This is a genomic window from Streptomyces sp. Je 1-332, assembly GCF_040730185.1.
Taxonomy (GTDB): Bacteria; Actinomycetota; Actinomycetes; order Streptomycetales; family Streptomycetaceae; genus Streptomyces.
Window position 1 is genome coordinate 5,086,205 of record NZ_CP160402.1, and the last position, 15,225, is coordinate 5,101,429.

13 protein-coding genes are annotated in these 15,225 nt (G+C 68.7%); 5 read left to right on the plus strand and 8 right to left on the minus strand.

Translation table 11 applies throughout. The features are described from left to right. Positions 1-67 precede the first annotated feature (67 nt). The gene (locus ABXJ52_RS23255) at positions 68-1,084 is read left to right on the plus strand and encodes an ATP-binding cassette domain-containing protein (protein ID WP_367044593.1); all 1,017 of its coding nucleotides are present in this window, start codon (positions 68-70) and stop codon (positions 1,082-1,084) included. Positions 1,085-1,098: 14 nt separating this feature from the next. Then, positions 1,099-1,938, plus strand: coding sequence for an ABC transporter permease (locus ABXJ52_RS23260; RefSeq protein WP_367049200.1), 840 nt, complete (start codon positions 1,099-1,101; stop codon positions 1,936-1,938). A gap of 74 nt (positions 1,939-2,012) precedes the next feature. On the opposite strand, the gene greA is transcribed toward ABXJ52_RS23260, so the two are convergent. Further along, positions 2,013-2,510 carry a transcription elongation factor GreA gene (gene greA, locus ABXJ52_RS23265; RefSeq protein ID WP_367044595.1) on the minus strand — a complete coding sequence of 166 codons (498 nt, stop codon included), beginning with the start codon at positions 2,508-2,510 and terminating at the stop codon, positions 2,013-2,015. 222 nt (positions 2,511-2,732) lie between these two features. Then, complete coding sequence (locus tag ABXJ52_RS23270; RefSeq protein WP_367044596.1) at positions 2,733-3,140, minus strand: DUF4307 domain-containing protein; 408 nt, start codon at positions 3,138-3,140, stop codon at positions 2,733-2,735. A gap of 113 nt (positions 3,141-3,253) precedes the next feature. On the opposite strand from ABXJ52_RS23270, the gene mca reads away from it, so the two are divergent. Together mca and ABXJ52_RS23280 are read left to right on the plus strand one after the other, a co-directional pair. After that, complete coding sequence (gene mca, locus ABXJ52_RS23275) at positions 3,254-4,135, plus strand: mycothiol conjugate amidase Mca (RefSeq protein ID WP_367044597.1); 882 nt, start codon at positions 3,254-3,256, stop codon at positions 4,133-4,135. After that, a complete protein-coding gene (locus ABXJ52_RS23280) occupies positions 4,128-4,382 on the plus strand; it encodes a hypothetical protein (RefSeq protein WP_367044598.1) in 255 nt (84 codons plus the stop codon). The genes mca and ABXJ52_RS23280 overlap by 8 nt, the downstream gene beginning before the upstream one ends. A gap of 57 nt (positions 4,383-4,439) precedes the next feature. On the opposite strand, the gene ABXJ52_RS23285 is transcribed toward ABXJ52_RS23280, so the two are convergent. The 6 genes from ABXJ52_RS23285 to ABXJ52_RS23310 all read right to left on the minus strand — a co-directional run bounded on the left by ABXJ52_RS23285 (position 4,440) and on the right by ABXJ52_RS23310 (position 13,044). Then, positions 4,440-7,634, minus strand: a complete 3,195-nt coding sequence (locus ABXJ52_RS23285) for a tetratricopeptide repeat protein (RefSeq protein WP_367044599.1) — start codon at positions 7,632-7,634, stop codon at positions 4,440-4,442. Between the two features lie 208 nt (positions 7,635-7,842). Beyond that, positions 7,843-8,382, minus strand: a complete 540-nt coding sequence (locus ABXJ52_RS23290; RefSeq protein ID WP_367049202.1) for a hypothetical protein — start codon at positions 8,380-8,382, stop codon at positions 7,843-7,845. 20 nt (positions 8,383-8,402) lie between these two features. Further along, entirely contained in the window at positions 8,403-10,382 is a 1,980-nt protein-coding gene (locus ABXJ52_RS23295) for a hypothetical protein (RefSeq protein ID WP_367044601.1), read from the minus strand. After that, complete coding sequence (locus ABXJ52_RS23300; protein WP_367044603.1) at positions 10,379-11,542, minus strand: 5'-methylthioadenosine/S-adenosylhomocysteine nucleosidase; 1,164 nt, start codon at positions 11,540-11,542, stop codon at positions 10,379-10,381. Before ABXJ52_RS23300 ends, ABXJ52_RS23295 begins: the two co-directional genes overlap by 4 nt. Beyond that, the gene (locus ABXJ52_RS23305) at positions 11,543-12,286 is read right to left on the minus strand and encodes an NUDIX domain-containing protein (protein ID WP_367044604.1); all 744 of its coding nucleotides are present in this window, start codon (positions 12,284-12,286) and stop codon (positions 11,543-11,545) included. 191 nt (positions 12,287-12,477) lie between these two features. Beyond that, positions 12,478-13,044, minus strand: coding sequence for a Uma2 family endonuclease (locus ABXJ52_RS23310; protein WP_367044605.1), 567 nt, complete (start codon positions 13,042-13,044; stop codon positions 12,478-12,480). A gap of 137 nt (positions 13,045-13,181) precedes the next feature. On the opposite strand from ABXJ52_RS23310, the gene ABXJ52_RS23315 reads away from it, so the two are divergent. Further along, positions 13,182-15,203 (plus strand): thioredoxin domain-containing protein, encoded by a 2,022-nt coding sequence (locus ABXJ52_RS23315; RefSeq protein WP_367044606.1) that lies wholly within the window; start codon positions 13,182-13,184, stop codon positions 15,201-15,203. Positions 15,204-15,225 lie beyond the last annotated feature (22 nt).

Sequence of the window (15,225 nt, forward strand, 5' to 3'; positions counted from 1 at the left end):
GGGCGCGTCATACCCGGCAAATCTAAGCTTTCCGTAGAAACTCACCCAAACCACTGGGGGAACCCACATGCCAGGCGCCATCTACGCCGAGGGACTGGTGAAGACCTTCGGCGACGTAAGGGCTCTGGACGGCGTCGATCTGGATGTCCCGGAAGGCACCGTGCTCGGCCTCCTCGGGCCGAACGGCGCGGGCAAGACGACGGCGGTGCGCTGTCTGACGACGCTTCTCACGCCGGACAGCGGGCGCGCGGTCGTCGCGGGCATCGACGTACTCAAGAATCCGAACGAAGTGCGGCGCTCGATCGGCCTCTCGGGCCAGTTCGCCGCGGTCGACGAGTACCTCACGGGCCGCGAGAACCTCCAGATGGTCGGCCAGCTCTACCAGATGAGGGCGAAGGAAGCGAAGGTCAGGGCGGGCGAGCTGCTCGACCGGTTCCATCTCGCCGACGCCGCCGACCGCCCCTCCAAGACGTATTCGGGAGGCATGCGCCGCCGTCTCGACCTCGCCGCGGCGCTCGTCGTGTCACCCCCGGTGATGTTCATGGACGAGCCGACGACGGGCCTCGACCCGCGCAACCGCCAGCAGCTCTGGGAGGTCATCCAGGAGCTGGTCTCGGGCGGCACGACCCTGCTGCTCACCACCCAGTACCTCGAAGAGGCCGACCACCTGGCGCACGACATCTGCGTCATCGACCACGGCCGCGTCATCGCGCGCGGCACCTCGGACCAGCTCAAGGCGCAGACCGGCGGCGAGCGCGTCGAGGTCGTGGTGCACGAGCGCGAGGACATCACCGCCGCCGTCGAGGTCCTGCGGGGCCTCGGCAAGGGCGAGGTCGCCGTAGAGAACCACACCCGCAAGCTCACGGTCCCCGTCTCCGGCGGCGCCAAGCTGCTCGCCGAGGTCATCCGCGAGCTGGACGCCCGCGGGGTCGAGATCGACGACATCGGGCTGCGCCGCCCGACCCTGGACGACGTGTTCATCTCGCTGACGGGCCATGCCGCCGAGGTGACCGACGAGGGGAACGGCGAGGCGGAAGACGCCCAGGGCGCCCAGGGCAAGGCCAAGAAGGAGGCCGACAAGTGAGCACCGCCACCGGCATCGTGAACAAGTCCACGACGGGCCCCAGGCCCGCGGGCGGCATCGGCCAGTCCGTCAGGGACTCCCTGGTCGTCGCCAAGCGCAACCTCATCCGGATGTCGCGCATCCCGGAGATGGTCATCTTCGGCCTGATCCAGCCGATCATGTTCGTGGTGATGTTCAGCTACGTGTTCGGCGGCTCGATGCAGATCGGGGCCAGCACCGACCCTTCGGTGTACCGCAACTTCCTGATGGCGGGCATCTTCGCGCAGACCGTCACGTTCGCCACCGCCGGCGCGGGGGCCGGTATCGCCGACGACATGCACAAGGGCCTCATCGACCGCTTCCGGTCGCTGCCCATGGCCCGCGGCGCCGTCCTCACCGGCCGGACCATCGCCGACCTCGTCCAGACCGCGCTCACCCTGGTAGTGCTCGCGATCGTCGCGCTCCTGGTCGGCTGGCGCGTCCACGAGGGCATCGGCAAGGCGCTGGCCGCCTTCGGCCTGCTGCTCCTCCTCGGGTACGCCTTCACCTGGATCGGCGCGCTGATCGGCCTGTCGGTCCGCACCCCGGAGGCGGCCACATCGGGCGGCCTGATCTGGCTCTTCCCGGTCACGTTCATCTCGAACGCCTTCGTGGACTCCAGCAACCTGACGCCCTGGCTGCGCCACGTCGCCGACTGGAACCCCTTCAGCGCGACCGTCCAGGCCTGCCGCGAACTCTTCGGCAACCCCGGTGTCTCCACGTCCACGGCCTGGCCCATGCAGCACCCCGTCTGGGCCTCGGTGATCTACTCCATCCTGATCGTCGTGGTCTTCCGCACCCTCGCGGTCCGCAAGTACCGCTCGGCCACCGCCTGACGCCGGACACGCGAAAGGCCCCCGGCGCCACGTGCGCCGGGGGCCTTTCGCGTCAACCGAAGAGCCAAGAGGCCTCAGGCCTGGTACGGCTTCGCCTGGAGGATCTTCACCGAGGCGAGCTTGCCGTTCGGCAGTTCGTACTGCGCGTCCTCGCCGATCTTCTTGCCGTTCACGCCGCTGCCGAGCGGGGACTGCGGCGAGTACGTCTCGATGTCGGAGCTCGCGTACTCGCGGGAGGCGAGCAGGAACGTCAGGGTGTCGTCCTCGTCACCGTCAAAGGCGATCGTCACGACCATGCCCGGCGCGACCACGCCGTCCGCGGCCGGCGCCTCGCCGACCTTCGCATGCTCAAGGAGCTGGGTCAGCTGGCGGACGCGGAGCTCCTGCTTGCCCTGCTCCTCCTTGGCCGCGTGGTACCCGCCGTTCTCGCGCAGGTCGCCCTCCTCACGTGCCGCCGCGATCTTCGTAGCGATCTCGGTGCGCGCGGGACCAGACAGGTACTCCAGCTCGGCCTTGAGCTGGTTGTACGCCTCCTGGGTCAGCCAGGTGACGTTCTCGCTGGTCTGGGTCACAGGTGCTCCTCGTAGGTACTGGGAATACAAAGCATCGCCCTACCCAGAAGGATGTTCCCTCACGGGTGGGCGAAACCACGAGCCTAACAATTCAGGCGCGTGAGGGGGAGGACATAAGCCGTCAGAAATACGTCGACGCAGGTGAGAGCCGATACGCCGGGGGCGTCGGCCGGTCAGCGTGACGCGTGGGGCGGCCTGTCGACGGCCCGCAGACGGCCCGCGTCAGTCGGAGTGGCAGCCGAGCAGCTCGGCGCTCGTCCCGCGTGCCTTCGTGCGCAGCGTGACGACCTTGTCGATCCGGCCCTCGTTCTGGTCGAACCGGAAGTCCGCGCGGCCCACCTCTTCGCCGTCCTCGGCCTGTGAGCGCAGGGTGCAGTAGCCCTTGGCGTCCGCGTCCTTGCGCACCTCCAGGTGCACCTTGACCGCGCTCGCCGACACGACGTCGAACTTGATCACTTCGCCGCTGACCTTGGTGCCGGAGACGTAGTCGTATCCGAACCAGCCGATCATCAGGAGGAAGAGCACACCGAGGACCCCACCGGTGATCTTCAGCTTCCGGTCCGCGCGCTCGTCGGCCGAGCGCGAGTGGCCGTATCGACCCTCGACGGGCTTCTCGCTCACGGCCGTCATGATCGTCCTCCTGGAAAAGGGATGCCGGAATTTTCCGCCCCCCGGTTCCGTCACTATAGAAGCCGCCCATTGCGCCATATTGACCAGGGCGCCGGATCACTGAGGATCGAGTCTTGACTGAGCAGCTGCGACTGATGGCCGTCCATGCCCACCCCGACGACGAGTCGTCCAAGGGCGCGGCCACCATGGCCAAGTACGTGTCCGAGGGGGTGGACGTGCACGTCGTGACCTGCACGGGCGGGGAGCGCGGCGACATCCTCAACCCCAAGCTCCAGGGTGACAAGTACATCCAGGAGAACATCCACGAGGTGCGCCGCAAGGAGATGGACGAGGCCCGCGAGATCCTCGGCGTCAAGCAGGACTGGCTCGGCTTCGTCGATTCGGGTCTGCCCGAGGGTGACCCGCTGCCGCCGCTGCCCGAGGGCTGCTTCGCGCTGGAGGACGTCGACAAGGCGGCCGGTGAGCTGGTCCGGCAGATCCGTTCCTTCCGTCCGCAGGTCATCACGACGTACGACGAGAACGGCGGCTATCCGCACCCCGACCACATCATGACCCACAAGATCACGATGGTGGCCTTCGACGGTGCGGCGGACGCCGAGAAGTACCCGGAGAGCGAGTTCGGCCCGGTCTTCCAGCCGCAGAAGCTCTACTACAACCAGGGCTTCAACCGCCCCCGCACCGAGGCGCTGCACAAGGCGATGCTCGACAAGGGCCTGGAGTCGCCCTACGGGGACTGGCTGAAGCGCTGGGACGAGTTCGAGCGGGTCGAGCGGACGCTGACCACGCACGTTCCCTGCGCCGACTTCTACGAGGTCCGCGACCGGGCGCTGATCGCGCACGCCACGCAGATCGACCCCGAGGGCGGCTGGTTCCGCGTGCCGATGGAGCTCCAGAAGGAGGTCTGGCCCACGGAGGAGTACGAGCTCGCGAAGTCGCTCGTCGATACATCCCTCCCCGAGGACGACCTCTTTGCGGGCATCCGCGACAATGCCTAGCGTGAACGCACATCTGGCAATGACGCATCTCGTCCCTCTCGCCAAAGAGGTCGACGATGACAAGGTGACCCCGGGTGTTCTCGGCTTCATCGTCTTCGCGGTGATGGCCCTCGCCGTCTGGGGGCTGATGAAGTCGATGAACAAGCACATGCGGAAGGTCGACTTCAAGGAGCCCGCGGGGTCCGGCAAGGGTGAGGCGAAGCCCGCCGAGGCCGAGCCCGCCGAGGCCGAGGCCCGCAAGGGCTGACCCGCCCTCGCCGGGAGCTGGCCCGTCCTCGCCGGGAGCTGGCGCCCTCGCTGAGAGCTAGCCCGCCCTCGTCACCGTCACTCCCATCACCTCACGGGAGTGACGGTTCGGCACCATGCCCAGGCGCCAGGCCTGCCAGCCCGCCTCCAGCTCGGCGCCGCGCTCCAGGAGCAGGCCGAACGCCTCCATGTAGTCGGCGAGCTTGCCGTCGCGCGTCGGGTGGCCGGCGCGGGCCAGCTGGCTGAGTTCCTCCTGGGCGACGGCGGTGCCGATCTCCCAGCCGCCGGGCGAGCCGTAGGGCAGCAGGGTGCAGCGCAGGAAGCGGGCCCAGTCCTCGCCCCTGCGGTCGCCGTACGACGCGAACAGCGCCGCCGCCTCGTCGCACAGAGCCAGCGCCTGCTGGGCGCGCGTGTTCCCCGCGTCCACGACCGCGAGCTCCAGACACGTCCAGGCCTCGCCGTGCGCGACCCCGATGCGCTGGAAGTCGGCGCGGGCGTCGACCAGGAGCTGGCGGGCGAAGCCGGAGTTGCGCAGCGACCCCGTCTGGGCGGCGCGCTGGTCGCGGGTCACGCGCGCCGAGTGATGCCGCGCGCAGGCCAGGCCGTACACGTCCCGCATCCGCGAGAACATCGTCCGCGAGCGCTCCAGCTCGCGCACCGCCTGGTCCAGGCTGCCCGCCTCCTCCAGGGCCTGGCCCAGGTAGTAGGCGCTCCACGCCTCGCCGCGCGCGTCCTCGTTGTCGCGGTGCCGGGAGACCGCCTGCCGCAGCCCGTCGACCGCGGCCGATGCGTCGCCGTCGACAAGCCGGGCCCGCGCGAGCTGCGTCAGGGCCCATGCCTCGCCGCGGCCGTCACGCGTACGCCCGTACAGGTCGAGGGCTCCCCGCAGCTGCTCCTCCGCGCGCGGTACGTCGCCCATGCGCAGGCAGAGCTGGCCCAGCTGGAAGTGCGCCCAGGCCTCGCCGTGCAGGGAGTCGTTCTCGCGGTGCAGGACGAGCGAGGTCTCCAGGAGGCCGAGGGCCTGGTTGAGGTTGGCGCGGTCACGCTCCACCGCGGCGAGGGCGTGCATCGTCCAGGCGCGGTCACCGGCGAGCTCGTCCGGGGCCTGCAGATCGAGGGCCTCCCGCAGCCGCGCCGACGCCTCCGTCAGGTTTCCCTGGTGGTGCAGGGTGATCCCCAGGGAGCACAGGGCGAGGGCGGCGCCCGCGTCCTGATGGGCCTCCATGTACAGGTCCACGACGGACGTCAGGGTCGTGCGCGCCTGGTCGAGCTCGCCGAGCTGACGGGACGCGATGCCGGTGCGCCACTGCACGCTCCGTGAGAGAAGCCCCTGCCCGACGGCCTGCGTGAGCTCGCTGATCTCGCCAAGGCGGTAGAGGTCGCCGCGCAGCAGGCAGTAGTCGCACAGGGCGCCCAGGAGATGGAGCACCGCCTCCTGGTCCACGCCCTCCGCGTGCCGCAGCGCCGCCGTGATGAAGCTGGACTCGTCGTCGAGCCAGCGCAGGGCCGCGTCGAGCGAGGAGAAGCCGTGCCGGTCGAACTGGCCCGCCCGCGTCGACATCTTGCCGTCGACCAGGCGGATCACCGATCCGGCGAGCTCGCTGTAGCTGACGATCAGGCGTTCCTGCGCGGCGGTGCGCTCGCCGGGCTCCTCCTCGTCGATGAGGCGGGCGAGGGCGAAGGCCCGTACGAGGTCGTGCAGGCGGTAGCGGGTGCCGCGCACGTGGTCGACGAGGCCCGCGCGCGAGAGCGCGGTCAGCTGGCGGCCCGCCTCCTGCTCGTCGGAGCCGAGCAGGGCAGCGGCGGCGGCCGCCCCCAGCGACGCGCGGCCCGCGAGCGCGAGCCTGCGCAGCAGACGCCGCGCGGGCTCGCTCTGGTCGGTGTAGCGCATCCACAGGACGCGCTCCACGGGGTCCACAGGGCCGTACGCGGCCAGGTCCGCGGCCAGCTGCGTCGCCGTGCGCGAGCCGATCGACGACCCGGCGACGCGCAGGGCGAGCGGTAAGCCGCCGCACAACTCCCGTACGGCTTCGGCGGATTCGGCGTCATAGGGCCCGGAGGCGTCCTCGGCCGCTTCCCTCAGGAGCTCCTCGGCGCCCGCCGCGTCCAGCGGCTCCACCGGCAGCTGGTGCACCCAGGCGGGCAGGTCGGCGGGGAGGTCGAGGGGCCCCCGGGTGGTGACGAGCACGAGGCTGTCGGAGCGCTCGGGCACCAGCGTGCGCACCTGCTCCGGGTCGCTCGCGTCGTCGAGCACGACGGTCACCGCGAGGCCGGTCAGATACTGGTGGTAGATCTCGCTGAGCCGCTTGACCTGCTGTTCCTGCGAGGAACGCTCACGGAAGAGCAGCTGCTCGCGCGGGGCGCCCAATCGATTCAGCAGGTGCAGGAGCGCGTCCCGCGTGGACAGCGGCTGTGAGCTCTCGCCCCGCAGGTCGACGACGCACGCGCCCCGGAACTGGTCCCGCAGATCGTGCGCGGCCCGCACGGCGAGCGAGGAGCGCCCGGAGCCGGGCGCGCCGTGCAGCACGACGACGGTGGGCCGGGTCTCGGTGCTGGCCCGCGCGGCGTGCACCCACTGGGCGACGCGGGCGAGCTCGGCCCGGCGCCCCGCGAACGGCCCGTCGGGCGCGGGAAGTTGGGTGAAGGACTGCTCCAGTACGGTACGCCGCCGAGCCGCCGCGCTCTTGTCCGTGCCGCGCAGCTGCGGCGACGCCTTCTTCTTGCCGGTGGAGGTCTGCAACACCCGCTGCTGGTCGAGGAAGGGCCGGATGCCCCGCACGTCGAGGGCCGTCAGCCACTGCAGCCGCAGCTGCGCGGGCCCGCCCGGCTGGCTGATCGCACCGGCGCGACGGCTGGCCGCGGGTACGTGCGCCGCGGTGACCTTCAGAACGGTGGTGGCCGCGCCGACGACGGCGACGGCGGCGCCCGCGCCCATGGCGGTCGACACCGCGGTCCCCAGGACCAGGTCGGCAAGACACGCGCCCACAGCGGCAACTGCCGCCACCAGCAGCGGAGTTCCCGCCCCTTCCCTGGCATACCGCTGCCGGAAGGAGAGCTGCCCCGCCTCCGCCTCGTCGACGGCCTGCGCGTACGCGGCGTACTCCTCGGCGGCGGTCTGCTCCATGGTGTCCAAGGCGCCACGGGCCCGCGAGAGCAGCACACCCCCGTCGATACGACCGCCGGAGCGCCGCACCTCTTCCTCCACCGCCCGCACCAACAGCCGCTCGGCTTCGGCCCGATGGCTGTCCCGCATATGGATCCCCCTCCGAGAGCAACATCTGAGATCACCAGTCACCTGCGTTCACAAGTGTCCTGCGTAGGAGCCTTCGACGCGAGGGCGTCAGCGGATCACGTGGGAGCACCACCAAGACGCCTTCGCCCGTAGCCCAGCGCGCGGCCACGAAGCCCGAACCCGCGCGGCTCGCCGCGGGCCCGTGGCAGCTGCGCACCGTCCGGTGCGGCTACCGCTCCACGCGGCGCAGGAACTGCCAGCCCAGGACGATCAAAGCGAGCGTCTGCACGAGAGAAGTGAGCGCGAGCAAGGGCTGAACGGTAGGAGAGCACCAGAACGCGGCCGTGCAGACCATCGGCAACACCAGGTACGCGAACAGGTCCACCGCGGTCTGAAGCCGCTTGCGCATGGTGCGGCCTGCAACGTTGCGGTGGTAGACCTCCCAGCCGAACATCGTGCCGTGGGTGGAGGCGAGTTCCCCCAGGCGCGGTCCCAGTTGGTCGCGGACGTAGTAGCTGATTGCCGAGACCTTCTCGTCGTTGACCAGGTAGGTCCATCCCAGAATGAGGCAGATCACGGGGACGGAGAGGAGTAGTCGGAACTGTCCGCTCTGGACGGTGATAGCCACGACCGCAGTGGCCGCGGCGAGCGTGAAATAGAGCAGGTTGTCGCGGAATCCTATGCGGGCCTTCTGTTCCTCCTTGAGGCGGTCGTATTCGGTCAGCAAGATTTTTCCCTCGGTGACATCATCCGTGGAATTCACAGGCATTCCCATGCTCGAATTCAGGATCACCCGGCGAACTGAAATGGCGTCAGGTTGTCGGGGCTGTGTCGTTCGATCCAACCCTTCCCGTCTGCCGCGATCCCCTCCAGTAGGCGGAAGGTATGGGTGGATCCGGCCGCGCTGAGGTTGATCTCGGAGATTTCCCTGGAATTCTCGTCCGGCGCCAGTTGATGGGCATCGGCGTCCTTGACGCGTATCTTCCTGGCTGGCCCGTTGGTGAGGACGAGTTCCAGGTCGTAGCCTCCATCGACGTTCTCCGCGACCTGGACGGAGGACAGAGCGTCGAAGCGGTAGTTGCTCCGCTGTTCGTTCTTGCGCGTTGCGTCGGAGAAGCTGAACTCGGAGCTCATCTCGCGGATGCCGTCCTGGGTGAACAGGAACAAGCGGAACACGTAGTGCGAGTACCGCCAGGGGCCGCGCCTGACGCGCCCTCGTTTGTAGGAAGGGGCGGGGGAAACCAGGATGGTGTGGGTGATCAGATCGCGCCAGGTGAGCCGGTGGTGCCGGAGCGCCTCATCGACGAACGAAGTCTTGTCGCAGGCGAGCCAAGTCTCCATTTGCTGCTCGCTGGGACGCGTGGTGTCCAGGAGGGACTGCCAGCGCTGGTGCGCAGCCTGTCGTGCTGTCAGTTGCTCACGGTACTTCAGGGTCTCCCTGGCCAGCCGGTGCTCTTCACGCCGGACCTGCAGCCACAGCGAAGCGGTTGCGTGCCCGGACCAGGCAGCACCGAGCATGGCAAGGAAAGCCCATAGCGATCTAGGCGAGGGGGCACCCGAAACTGCCGTTTCGAACGCGGTCAGAGCCGTGACGCCGAGAACGGCTAGGGCCACCACGGTCACGGCCTTCGTCTTGACAGGAGTCCGGCTATGGCGGTGATCTTCGAATAGGGTGCCGTTGTTGTGGCGGTTCCTGGCGTCCTCAGCGAGGTACCGGATCAACCAGGTGACCCGGTCCACACCGACCCGGCTCTCCCGATAAAGGTCCGCGATCTCGGCGGCGAGGCTGTTGCGGACCTGAGCGGTGTGGGCGAGCCAGGCGTCCGGCGTGAACTCGTGTGGCGTGCGAACGCTGAAGTAGTGATCGAACGAATGGCGGACGCGTTTGGTGAACCCGTCCTCGTCTGAGGAAGGACTGTACGTGTGCGGGATGCGAGCCCCGGCAGTGAGGTGCAACCGGGGTTCCTGGCACCACCGGTCACCGAAGCGGGCGGCAGTCAGACCCGCGCTGAGCGCCACCAGTAACTCGACGGTCGCCTCGGCCGCATCCGAGATCAGTGCCAGGCACCAGAGGAGCACGCTGCTGATGATGAACAGGACTGTGCGGACAGGGAGGGCCGCCTCGGCGGCGGCAGCGGTGCTCGGGTGGGGCTGAACGGCGCGCGCCCCGATAGGGGCAGGCGCGAAGTAGGCCCAGACCCGCCGGCTCCGGTCGTTGCCGAACCGCCCCGCCCTGGCTCGTTCACAGGTCTCCGCCCACAGGTCGTCTTTCAGTCCTCCGGTGAGCATGAGGTCGAGGTGGCGGAGGATTGCGTTGTGCTGGCGGAGCGGCAGATCTTGCAGCTGCTTCAGCACTGGGCCGGTCTCGCCGTGGGCGGTGCTGAGCACCGTCAGCAGGCCGAAAGTGACGCGCAGAGCTTCTTTCCACTCGTCCTCGGCGAAGGTCTGTACGAGCCCGGAGCTGTAGTGGAGCCGTTGGACCTCTTCGGCACTGAGGTCGTCGTAGGTGCGTGCGCTGAGCACGGCGAGCGCCCAGTGGAAACGAACTTCCGCGCTGTCGTACCCGTGAGCGATCGCATCAGTGATCATTTCGCGGGCGCGGCTGGGGATGCCGTCCTCCAGTAGCCGCACGCCCACCCTGTACTTCTCCTGGGGTGAAGCGTCCGGGTGGACGAAGTAGACACTGGAGTTGTGTACGGTCTCAGCCTGGATTCCGACGGTGGAGTCGTATGCGGCCGAGTTGTATGCGGCATCGCTGGTCTGGCTCATGCTCGCTCACCGGCCGCCGCCACCATGGGGGCCAGCTCGGCCACCAGTGCGGGGCACTCCGCGACCAACCCACGCAGCCTCTTGAGCGTCATGGCAGTCCGCTTCGACGATTCGGGGGTGTTCCTCCCGGCTGTCCGGAGGGCGGAGTCCAGATCGTTCAGGGCCTCTCGGTAGGTGTCCTCGTCGAGGGCGCCCTCAGTACGGTGCCGCCCCAACTGCTCGCGGAAGCCGTTCAGCTCCGCGATCAGGTCCGTCGTGCCGGATGCCTTCGGGGCCGAGTTCATGTGGACACTGCTGCCCATGACCGAGCCGGCCATGATACCGACGGTGCTGTTGTGTGCGGTGTTGCTGACGCGTCGGTCCAACCTGTCGGCCGAACGGACCCCGTCGTCCTGAGACATTGCGGTCTCCTTCTGTTCCCCCAACAACTCCACTGCTAAGCGGGTGGCGAACGCAGCTGCGTTCGCCACGGCCCGTGGCTGCCAGCTGCGGTCCGTAGCACTGTTTTTCGTGCCGTCCGCCCGGTCGCTGATCCCTCGGACGATGGCCACCGGAGCCCCGTTGAGATGGCCGGCTTGTGCCACACCTGCAGCCTCCATCTCGATGGCGAGTGCGTCGTTGTAGTGCTGTCGGATCCACTTCGCTTCGTCCGAGATCATCGAGTTCTGGACGACCTCTCCAGCGGCGATCGCCCCGAAGCACACCCGCGGCATGTCCTCGTAACCGGCCGTGGGGTCCGCCCAGTCGTTCAGGCGGGCCAGGTGTGCAGCGAGCTGGCTGATGCCGTGCGGTGCTTCCCACACCCGAGGGCGGGCTTTGAGTCCATCGTCCTCGCTGGTGCCGCCGTGGTAGGCGTACACGTGTGTCGCCATCACCACGTCGCCCAGCCTGGCGGTCTCCCACAGGGCTCCAGCGACCCCGACGAACAGCACGGCCACCGGCGAGAATTCCTGAATCGCGCGTTCGGCGATCACTGCTGCGGAACTGTTCCCCTTGCTCGTCAGGCCGAGTGCGACACGGCACGATGTGCCCTGCACAGTTCCCACCTCGAACCGGGTACCACGCTTATGACGATGCACCTGCGTACCCGCGAGCTTCTGGCGCACAGCCTGGTATTCAAGATTGAGGGCAGTGAGAACCACCACTTGGCCACTTGGCATCTATGCCTCCTTCTCTTTCGTGATCTCTTCCATCACGGATGGCGCGGGTCGGATCAGCGGGGGGAACAGCATCGTCTTCGGGCCGGTCCGGTACAGCCGTGCCGGCCGTCCTCCTGTGGTCCTGCGATTCGTGCCTACTGGGACGATGAACCCCTTTACGGCTTGGACCTTTCGGTAGAAATTGCGAGTGTCGAGTTCGGTGCCCCAGACGGCTTCGTACACTTGTTGTAGCTCTGTGATGGTGAAGTTTTCTCTGCAGAATGCTGTGGCCAGAGAAGAGAACTCGAGCTTGGTGCGCGCGCGTTCGATCCCGTCGCTAACGATTCGGCGGTGATCAAAGGCGAGCTTCACTTCACCGGACAGGACGGCTTCTGCGGGAACCCACGCGGCATCGGTGGCATCCGTTCCCGCGACCGGCTCCGGCAGCCTCGGTGCGATCGCCAGGTGGGCTACGGATACGACTCGGCCCCGAGGATCACGGCCCGAGTCCCCGTACACGGCCAGCTGTTCAAGGTGGACCGAACCGGCGGGTAGGGCGGTTTCCTCGCTCAGTTCGCGGTGGGCGGCATCCAAAATCTCCTCATCGCCGTGGCTCAGAAATCCTCCGGGCAGCGCCGAGATGCCACGGAAGGGATCTTCACCCCTCTCCACCAGGAGCACGTGGAGGCGGCTCTCCCTCAGCGTCAGGATCACGAGGTCGACCGTCAGCAGTACAGGAGGAGGTGACCACACGTCATGTTGCATGTCGTGCAAGGTACTTCAGTTACTGTCACTTGCACAATAAGGAAGTCGCCGTGCCAGGGTCGGCCATGGTGGCGAAGGGCGAGCGGGGCGTGTGTGGAGGGTTCCAACCCGGTCGGCCCCGCCGACGGCAAGGCTGCAGACCAGTCCGGCGATGGGTGTCGTCGGTGGGGCTGTCGCGCAGATGCAGACCGTCAGATGGAACCCAGGTCGACATTGACGGAGAAGGGTGCAGCAGTCTTGATCGCGGCGGTGAACATCTCGCCGTCCCTGTAGCTCTTGGTCGCAGGGTCGAGGACGTAGGTGTAGACGATGGGAACGCCGGTGGCGGCCTGCTCGACCCGCCAGTAGAAGGGGATGCCGGCCTTGGCGTACTGGTCGACCTTTACGACCCGGTCCGTGGTTTCCGAACCGGGCGACACGATCTCGACGACCAGAAGCACGTGCTCGGGGCGGGTGGGCGTGAGGTCGATGGTTTCCGCCCGGTAGACGATGACGTCCGGACGGCGGTTGGTGAGTGGAACGTCCTGCAGGCGGACGTCGAAGTCCGTGTCTGCGTTCCAGTCGGGGCCCGCGGCTGCGTCCAGGGCATTGGCCAGGATGCGGGCCAGCCGGTTGTGGCGCTTCGAGGCGCTCGGGCTCACGACGACCATCCCGTCCACGATTTCGATGCCGGTGCACTGCTCCTCGGACCAGGAGTCGTACTGTTCCGCGCTGATCTGCGTATGCATCCAGGCGGGCGCCACCATCTCGGCGGTCATGGTGTACCTCCTTCGAGAGGAGCCTCGGCAGTTCCGGCACTCTTGTGCTCAGCCTACTGTCCTGCGATGCGGCGCACCGGATTCGGAAGATGGTGGGCTTCGCCCTCAGGGCGAAGCGCTGTGAGAGCCTGGATGGCATGAACCGGCTAGCTGGTGTGACCTCGCCTTATCTGCTTCAGCACGCTGACAATCCGGTCGACTGGTGGCCCTGGGAACCGGAGGCATTCGAGGAAGCGCGACGGCGCGATGTACCCGTCTTGCTGTCGGTCGGCTACTCCGCGTGCCACTGGTGCCACGTCATGGCGCACGAGTCCTTCGAGGACGCCGGCACGGCCGCCTTCCTGAACGCGAACTTCGTCAGCGTCAAGGTCGACCGCGAGGAGCGGCCCGACATCGACGCCGTCTACATGGAGGCCGTACAGGCCGCGACCGGCCAGGGTGGCTGGCCCATGACGGTCTTCCTCACGCCCGACGCCGAGCCCTTCTACTTCGGCACGTACTTCCCGCCCGAGCCCCGGCACGGCATGCCCTCCTTCCAGCAGGTGGCCGACGGGGTCCGGCGTGCCTGGGAGGACCGGCGTGACGAGGTCGCCGAGGTCGCCGGGAAGATCGTGCGGGACCTCGCCGACCGGCAGCTGGCGTTCGGCGCCGACGAACTGCCCGGCGAGGACGAGCTCGCCCAGGCGCTGCTCGGCCTGACGCGCGACTACGACGCCTCGCGCGGCGGCTTCGGGGGTGCGCCCAAGTTCCCGCCGTCCATGGTCGTGGAGTTCCTGCTGCGGCACTACGCCCGCACCGGCTCCGAGGGCGCCCTCCAGATGGCGGCCGACACCTGCGAGCGGATGGCGCGCGGCGGCATCTACGACCAGCTGGGCGGCGGCTTCGCGCGGTACTCCGTGGACCGGGAGTGGGTCGTGCCCCACTTCGAGAAGATGCTGTACGACAACGCCCTGCTCTGCCGGGTCTACGCCCACCTGTGGCGGGCCACGGGCTCGGACCTCGCGCGGCGCGTGGCTCTGGAGACGGCCGACTTCATGGTGCGCGAACTGCGCACGAACGAGGGCGGTTTCGCCTCCGCGCTCGACGCCGACAGCGAGGACGCGGCGAGCGGCAAACACGTCGAGGGCGCGTACTACGTGTGGACGCCGGAGCAGCTGCGCGAGGTGCTCGGCGACGCCGACGCGGAGTTGGCCGCGACGTACTTCGGGGTGACGGAGGAAGGGACCTTCGAGGAGGGCGCCTCCGTGCTCCAACTCCCCGACACGGGCGGTGTGGTGGCCGACGCCGCGCGGATCTCCTCGATCCGGGAGCGGCTGCTCGCGGCGCGCTCGGAGCGCCCCGCGCCCGGCCGGGACGACAAGATCGTCGCCGCCTGGAACGGGCTCGCCGTCGCCGCGCTCGCGGAGGTCGGCACGTACTTCGACCGGCCGGACCTGGTGGCGGCGGCGGTGGGCGCGGGCGATCTGCTCGTGCGGCTGCACATGGACGACAGGGCGCGCCTCTCCCGTACGTCCAAGGACGGTCAAGTCGGCGCCAACGCAGGTGTGTTGGAGGACTACGCCGACGTCGCCGAGGGGTTCCTCGCGCTGGCCTCCGTGACGGGGGAGGGCGTGTGGCTGGAGTTCGCCGGGTTCCTGCTCGACCACGTGCTCGGGCAGTTCGTGGACGCGGAGTCCGGATCCCTGTACGACACGGCGGCGGACGCCGAGCAGTTGATCCGCCGGCCGCAGGACCCCACGGACAACGCGGTGCCGTCCGGGTGGACGGCGGCTGCGGGGGCGCTCCTCTCGTACGCGGCGCAGACCGGCGCCGAGCCGCATCGCCTCGCGGCGGAGCGGGCGTTGGGTGTGGTGAAGGGGCTCGCGCCGCGTGCTCCGCGGTTCATCGGGCACGGGCTCGCGGTGGCCGAGGCCGCGCTCGACGGGCCGCGTGAGGTCGCGGTGATCGGTTCCGTGGGCGGGGAGTTGCATCGCACCGCCCTGCTGGGGACGGCGCCGGGGGCTGTGGTCTCGGTCGGCCCCGAGGGGGGCGACGAGCTGCCGCTGCTCGCGGGGAGGGGCATGGTGGGCGGACTTCCGGCGGCTTACGTCTGCCGCCGGTTCGTCTGCGACGCGCCGACGGTGGATGCGGGGGAGTTGGCGGCGAAGCTTTCGGGCTGACGCCTGGGGGTTCTTTTCCCCA

What these genes read in the sequence shown, in the direction of transcription:
- ABXJ52_RS23255 (WP_367044593.1), top strand. Translation starts at nt 68, where the DNA reads ATGCCAGGCGCCATCTACGCCGAGGGACTGGTGAAGACCTTCGGCGAC.
- ABXJ52_RS23270 (WP_367044596.1), bottom strand. Translation starts at nt 3,140, where the DNA reads ATGACGGCCGTGAGCGAGAAGCCCGTCGAGGGTCGATACGGCCACTCG.
- ABXJ52_RS23280 (WP_367044598.1), top strand. Translation starts at nt 4,128, where the DNA reads ATGCCTAGCGTGAACGCACATCTGGCAATGACGCATCTCGTCCCTCTC.
- ABXJ52_RS23285 (WP_367044599.1), bottom strand. Translation starts at nt 7,634, where the DNA reads ATGCGGGACAGCCATCGGGCCGAAGCCGAGCGGCTGTTGGTGCGGGCG.
- ABXJ52_RS23290 (WP_367049202.1), bottom strand. Translation starts at nt 8,382, where the DNA reads ATGCCTGTGAATTCCACGGATGATGTCACCGAGGGAAAAATCTTGCTG.
- ABXJ52_RS23295 (WP_367044601.1), bottom strand. Translation starts at nt 10,382, where the DNA reads ATGAGCCAGACCAGCGATGCCGCATACAACTCGGCCGCATACGACTCC.
- ABXJ52_RS23300 (WP_367044603.1), bottom strand. Translation starts at nt 11,542, where the DNA reads ATGCCAAGTGGCCAAGTGGTGGTTCTCACTGCCCTCAATCTTGAATAC.
- ABXJ52_RS23305 (WP_367044604.1), bottom strand. Translation starts at nt 12,286, where the DNA reads ATGCAACATGACGTGTGGTCACCTCCTCCTGTACTGCTGACGGTCGAC.
- ABXJ52_RS23310 (WP_367044605.1), bottom strand. Translation starts at nt 13,044, where the DNA reads ATGACCGCCGAGATGGTGGCGCCCGCCTGGATGCATACGCAGATCAGC.
- ABXJ52_RS23315 (WP_367044606.1), top strand. Translation starts at nt 13,182, where the DNA reads ATGAACCGGCTAGCTGGTGTGACCTCGCCTTATCTGCTTCAGCACGCT.